Here is a 6481-nt window from a genome sequence, read left to right as displayed (position 1 = left end):
GACAGGTGCCCGAAGGTCTTCCTCTCAGCAATCGCCATCGCAGCTCTCGTCATCTATTGGCTATGAGTCCTGACCCTAGAACCGCGCCTCTAATTGTCGAAGCTAATGCTCAGTTTATCTGAGGTAGCGATACTCTGGCAGGTTAAAATATCTCCTCGGGTGACATCGCTGTCTTCAAGGGCCATTCGAGCATGCATATGGACCTGACCTTTTGTTAGACGCGCTTTGCAGGCGCCGCATACTCCGGACTGGCAACTGAAAGGTGGTGTTAAGCCCGCCGACAATATTGCATTCAGTAGCGTTTGATCTACGGCAACAGGAACCTCGTGTGTCGCCCCGCCCAGTTCAACTTGTGCATTGGCGGCGATACCCGTCACACTGGAGGCTGTGACTGTAGCCCCGCCGAAGCTTTCCATATGAATTCGGCTCGCAGGTACGTCCAGTGCCATCAGCGCGTTGCTCACGTCCGCATTCATAGCTCCGGGTCCGCAAATCCAGTAGTGGACATCTTGCGCCACAGGTGGGGTTTCCTTCACGGCGGCTTTTATGGCATCTGCATCCACGCGACCTTTTCGCCACGAGCTGGACCAACTCCACAGCAAGGGTGCAGACAGGACATGGCGCAATGTGAACCGGACGACATGATCAGTTTTCAATATGTCTAATTCTTCGCCAAAGATGATGCTTTCGCCATCGGCGTTGCCATAAATCAGATGAGCCACTGAATGAGGTTCTTTTTCGAGGACAGAGTTGATCATTGCAAAAAGCGGCGTGATGCCACTGCCTGCGCCAAAGAAATAGTGGGTGCGGCGCTTCAACGGGTCCGGCGTCAGGGAAAATTGACCGAATGGCGGCATGACATCGACCGTATCGCCGGGCTTTAGATGGTCTCCGATATGATTGGACACCAGCCCACCGGCCACCCGTTTTACCGTGATGCGCAAAAGGGCACCCGGCGGGTTGGAAATGGTGTAGCTGCGGCGTTGCTCTTTCTCGTTGAGGTGGAATCGAAGAGTGACATGCTGACCGGCTTGCCAGCAAAAGGTTTCTGCCAGACTGGTCGGTAGATCAAAGGTCACGCTTGTGGCTTTGCCGTTGATCTCAGGCCGGATTTCAGAAATTTTCAGGGAAAAGAAATCTGGGTTCATGGTTTCCTCAACGATAATCAAACGTGGTGTCGAGAGCTCGGATTGCCAGCCGACCAGCTTGGGAGACGATGAAAAACCTATCCGTCTGGTTCATCGTTCCAGTTGTGTCGTCCCAGATGTAATCAATACTGGTCTTGGCGATGACACGCGTGCCGCCCTCGGTGGATTCCGAGGAAAACGTGGGCGCACCGCGCCTTGTTTCCCTGTATCCCTGCATCGCGTCGGCCAATGTGGTATCCTGATGCCAATCAGGAAGTGTTTCCCAATCGGCCACCGGATAGGAAAACGTCTCATCTGGCTGTCCAAGCCCGAATTTGATTGTGACAGTATGTACTGCCTTCGGGTGCCAGTCTTTCCACGTTGCGGCGATCGCTGCCTCATCTGTAGCATTGAGATAGCGCGCCGCCAGGTCCTTGGGTTCGTCTGACGGGTTGGCCAAGACCAGTCCGGTTGCCAGGATCGTACCGATCAAGGTTGCAATAATGCGTTTCATTTACTTTCCAAATTTGGCGGAGTGGATGGAAGTGTACGACCGGGCAATTGAAGGAGTGATCCGATATTGACCCAAGGCATCTGGCTAAGTTTCGGCTTCTTGTGTCGCAAGGAAGTCCAGGATTGCTTGTTGGTGTCTGACAACCGGGCTTTCTCCGTTGGCGGCAGGACCGACTTCAAAAAACGGGCTGGTCAAAGACTTTTGCTGTTGCTCACAGGCGTAAATATCTTCGGCTGTGAAATCACCTGACGCCATAGGATCATCTTCGCCGATTGCGTCGCTGTCAGGATATTTTGGGCCGCCGAAATCCTTCCAGAAACTCCAACTGCTCCATTCCTGTTTCTGAAATTCCCACCCTGAGGCATTCGCCAGTTTGGTGCGGTTTTCCACGCGCGTCAGATCAGGACCCAAGGGCGTGATAATGAAAATGTTCCAGCTATCCTCGCCCGCGCCAAGCCCGATACCGGGAAACAGCATTGGCACCCAGGCCCCAATATGGGGTTCTGGTATTGCCCGTGGTGTAGGCAGGTTTTTCTCCAAATCCTTGGCATAATCTGGCGCTGGCGGTTCCCAGAAGTGATAGTGCGGACCTTTCCAGCCGTATTCCGCCCGCGCATGATCATACATGTGCAGCGTATTCGAATGAAGATGGCTCAGGTGATAGACGTCGATATAGTTTTCAACCACGATCTTCCAGTTGGCCTTGATCTCATAGCTTTGCCGCGCATCGGAATATTCCATCAGGTCTTCCGGCTTGTGTGGCCCCAACAGCGGATCAACCGCACCAAACCATTCAGCAAGGCTTGGCGGATTCGGATCAGGATGCACAAAGAGCATACCGCGCCAGATATCCACACTGGCGGGTTTGAGGCTGAGGCAGGATTTGTCGACACCATTGGGGTATTCCTTTGCCTCATCCGGAACAGAAATCAGGTTGCCCTCCAGGTCGTATGTCCAGTCATGATAGGGGCACGTCAGCGCCTTTTGTGTTTTCCCAACGGCCCGGATCAATTGCGTGCCACGGTGACGGCAGATGTTATGAAACGCCCGCAAACGGTGATCGCGCCCCATCACGATAAAGATGTTGTTAAGCCCCGCCTGAACCGACACAAAATGACCGGGCCCTGGCACGTCTTCGGCCAACCCGGCATAGCGCCAAGTGCGCGAGAAGATCTGCCTTTGCTCGCGGTCGAACCAGTCTTGCGACGTATAGGCGTCAACTGGAAGGCGGTGGTACATTTGGGTCATGGCAACCTCTTAAACAAGCCAGATGGCGTAGGTCGGAAATAGGCTGGCCGCGATCATCATCAGGCCGAACACAGCCCAAAAGATAGCTACCGCCCAGAAAAGGATCGGATCGTGTTCGCGCGATATATCAAATACAAGTGCGGTCTGGCCGGTCATAACTGATGGCACCATCCACCACAGAAACAGCAGGCCCCAAACCCAGTAGAGCCCCAGCACAGCCGCAACCAAAATAACTGGTAATGCCATATGATTGACAAGGCGTCGGGTGCTCATACGTTCGGCTCCAAACTGGCGGCAAGGATCGTTGCAGCCTGTTTCAGCTCTTCGCGCCAGACCTCGGGCGGATTTAGCGGGGTCAGCGAATCCAGGTTCACATATGTTGCGGAAATCCCCTGCGAAACGGCACGGATCTGGGCAGGAGGGGCGTTCGGAAAGGCGCGTTTCAACACGACTTCAATCACCTCAAAGAACTGCTCCAAGCTGTCGACAAGGGGTTGTCGCATTGACGGATGATTGGCGACGGATGTGACAAGCGACTGGTAGGCCAGCATTACGCGCGGATCATTAGGGACAGATTTATCAAACAGCAGATCGATCAGATCAGCTGTTGTGCCCGTTGGTTCCAACGCGTCCCGAAGGGCGGTTGTCGCCTGCGCAAACCTGTCTACGACATGGCTTATAAGGGCCCCGGTCATCTCGTCCTTGTTGCCCAAATAATGACGCAGGATGGGTCGTTTGACACCTGCCTCAGTCGCGACGCGCTCTTGGGTAGCCCCCTCCAATCCGAAACGGGACACACATGTGAGATATGCATCAAGAATCTGTTCTGATCGCTGGTCTTTAAGACTGGGACGGGGCATCGCTTCTCTCGTTTATTGTCACATCTGACAAATAACTATTCAAAGTATATTGTCAATAATGACAATTAATAAATCTCTGCAAGAGCCGGTGCGCCCACAACCCCGAGAGGTTACTTCAATGCACTAAGGTTTCAGTGTTTGTTGTCGCTTCCGGTAGCTTTCGCCGCATTGAATCGGTGTCGACTTCAAGTTTGCCAAATAGTTTTTCGGCCCAATGGACGGCCCCGGATGTCAAAAGAAAAACCTCTGGCACCACAATCCACTCACCAATCCACACACCGCCGGAACGCTCATGCTGGTGCAAAGTCAATTCACCAATCTGCTCGGCGCGTTGACGTCCCAGTCTTCCGACAGCCTCGCCAAATTCTGACGCCCGTTGGTTCTGCTTATGCGCCATTGCAGATGAGGCACCCCGACCCGTTTCATGAGTTTCCGCGATTTCGGCAATGTCGGTTGAGGACAACAAATTCACGTTATGTGAGATTTTGCAAATGGTTGCACACAGTGCACCAAGCGCTGTCACGATGTCCGCTATTCCATCCCTCGCATTTTGCCAGTGCGGGTCGATGACGCCCAGTCCCAACGCATGTGCAACAGCACGTTTGATCTGTGACCCATCATCATTGTCATAGGCTCTCAGATCCCCAACTGGTCCTCCGATTTGAACATTCACCCCTCGCAACGCAGCGTCATCGATTGCGTTCTGTCGACGCACCAGCTCAGATTTCCAGACCTGCAGTTTGGTGGCGAAGCACATCGGAACGGCGTGCTGGCCGTTGGTGCGCCCCATCATCATCGTGCCCCCATGATGAACGATCTGCTGATCCAGCAATGTAAGGAGCCGCTGCAAGTCCAGACCGACCTCTGCGAGTCCGATCTTCATTTGCATTGCAAGAGCCGTGTCCATGATGTCTTGCGTCGTTGCACGGAAGTGAAAGTAATTCGCATGATCGCCAAGCGCTTTACGCATCTGTTGAATAAGCCCAACAATAGGTCGACCCACAATCAACATGTCCGCCTGCATTTGGTCCTTGTCGAGCATCTGCGGCGACAAAGCCTCAATCGCACGGGCTGCATCGCTGGGAATAAGACCCGCATCCGCCTGACATCGAGCCAAAGTTTGCTCAACCTTCAGCCAGGCTGAGATCGTACTGTGTTCTGACCAGATAACCCGCATGTCGAGGGTCGAGAAACAGTCGCGATAAAGACCGAAATCAAGCATCACCCAGCCCTCCCTGCGTCAGCTTTCGGTCTTTCAGGATACCCCGGACGCGGAAGGCGATCGCACCCGCGCCGATGATTATGAAAGCCAGCGCGATTGGGCGCTCGACAAAAATCAGTGCCCCCCCATCCGACATCAACAGCGATTGGCGAAAGCTCTCTTCGGCGCCTTTTGCCAGCACAAATGAGATGACAAAGGCGGCGATATTAAATTCGTGCTTTCGCATCAACCAACCAACAAACCCCGCCACGGTCATCACGGTCACGTCGAACATCGACCCGCGTGCAGAATAGGCGGCGACAAAGGCGGTCATGAAGATCATCGGATAGAGGACGTTTGTTGGAATTTTCAGGATCAACCGAGCCACTTGCGTCGCTCCGAAATAGCCGATCACGCCATACGCAATGATCCCCAGCATGCCGCAAGCGAACAGCTTATAGACCAATTCCTTATCGGTCAGGAAAAGTGTTGGTCCAACCTGAATGCCATGGATCAGGAACACACCCAGAAGGATGGCGCCAATGGTCGATCCCGGAATGCCCAACGTCAACAGGGGAGCCATAGATGGGCCGGAAACCGCATTGTTTGCTGCTTCGGGTGCTGCGACACCTTCCAATGCGCCCTTGCCCCATTGCTCGGGGTTCTTCGCCCGGCGCTTCCCTTCACCGTAGGATATGAAAGCGGCAATCGCTGAGCCCAGCCCCGGCAGGACGCCGATACCTGCCCCGATAAAGCCACCACGCAAGGCGTGCGGCAGGCAGGGTTTGTATTCCTCCCAGGTCAGATCATTGCCGTCTTGCGTGCTGTCGTTCTCTTTAGTCTCACCATGGGTTTTCCGACGTTCTTCCAATTGGGCAAATACTTCGCCTAGAACAAAGACGCCGATCATCAGGGGAACCAGTCCGATGCCATTGGACAAGTCGAAGGAGCCAAAGGTGTAGCGTTCCTCGCTCGAAATCGGGTCAAGTCCAACCATGGCGACCAGAATTCCCATCAGGGCCGAGGCCAATCCTTTGACTATGGATTTTCCGATCACCGATCCGATCACAACGAAGGCGGCAAAGTAGATTGCGAAGGTCTCTGGCGGACCCAGTTTCAATGCGATGGACGCAATGAACCCTACACCGATGACCAACAGGATATCGCCCATCAGGTCGCCAATAATCGACGAGATGGTGGCAACCTTCATCGCCTTTCCCGCCTTGCCAGCGCGCGCCAATGGATAGCCATCGATCTGTGTGGCAGCACTGGCGGCGGTGCCCGGAGTGTTGAACAGAATGGCCGCGATAGACCCACCATAGCGCCCGGATTTGCCGATCACGTAAAGAAACGCCAAGGCGAAAAGGGGCGACATATAGAAAGTGATCGGCAACAGCATTGCGATGGCGGCTGATGCGGTCAATCCGGGGGTCGCACCCACGATCATGCCAACAAACGCCGCCAATACGATCGCAAAAAGCAGCATCGGGTCAGTGATCACCGAAAGAAGAGCAGGAAAGATTTCCATAAT

General features: G+C 54.1%; 7 protein-coding genes. All 7 read right to left on the bottom strand.

From position 1 onward, the window contains the following. Nucleotides 1-89: 89 nt before the first annotated feature. The 7 genes from AC2FH2_RS16235 to AC2FH2_RS16205 all read right to left on the bottom strand — a co-directional run bounded on the left by AC2FH2_RS16235 (nt 90) and on the right by AC2FH2_RS16205 (nt 6478). Nucleotides 90-1148, bottom strand: a complete 1059-nt coding sequence (locus AC2FH2_RS16235) for a 2Fe-2S iron-sulfur cluster-binding protein (protein ID WP_496824403.1) — start codon at nt 1146-1148, stop codon at nt 90-92. Nucleotides 1149-1155: 7 nt separating this feature from the next. Continuing rightward, nucleotides 1156-1641, bottom strand: a complete 486-nt coding sequence (locus tag AC2FH2_RS16230; RefSeq protein WP_271952831.1) for a hypothetical protein — start codon at nt 1639-1641, stop codon at nt 1156-1158. 84 nt (nt 1642-1725) lie between these two features. Beyond that, nucleotides 1726-2889: an aromatic ring-hydroxylating oxygenase subunit alpha gene (locus tag AC2FH2_RS16225; RefSeq protein WP_496824401.1), complete on the bottom strand. Its 1164-nt coding sequence runs from the start codon at nt 2887-2889 to the stop codon at nt 1726-1728. Between the two features lie 9 nt (nt 2890-2898). Beyond that, a complete protein-coding gene (locus tag AC2FH2_RS16220; RefSeq protein ID WP_496824399.1) occupies nt 2899-3162 on the bottom strand; it encodes a hypothetical protein in 264 nt (87 codons plus the stop codon). Continuing rightward, nucleotides 3159-3749 (bottom strand): TetR/AcrR family transcriptional regulator, encoded by a 591-nt coding sequence (locus AC2FH2_RS16215; protein WP_271952836.1) that lies wholly within the window; start codon nt 3747-3749, stop codon nt 3159-3161. The genes AC2FH2_RS16220 and AC2FH2_RS16215 overlap by 4 nt, the downstream gene beginning before the upstream one ends. Nucleotides 3750-3864: 115 nt before the next feature. Then, nucleotides 3865-4971 (bottom strand): lyase family protein, encoded by a 1107-nt coding sequence (locus tag AC2FH2_RS16210; protein ID WP_496824396.1) that lies wholly within the window; start codon nt 4969-4971, stop codon nt 3865-3867. Then, on the bottom strand, nt 4964-6478 hold the full coding sequence (locus tag AC2FH2_RS16205) for a tripartite tricarboxylate transporter permease (protein ID WP_496824394.1): 1515 nt from the start codon (nt 6476-6478) through the stop codon (nt 4964-4966). Before AC2FH2_RS16205 ends, AC2FH2_RS16210 begins: the two co-directional genes overlap by 8 nt. Nucleotides 6479-6481 lie beyond the last annotated feature (3 nt).

It is taken from the genome of Ruegeria sp. YTSA105, assembly GCF_059610225.1.
Note: the sequence above shows the minus strand (reverse complement) of the source record. Positions and strands in the feature narration are given on the sequence as shown.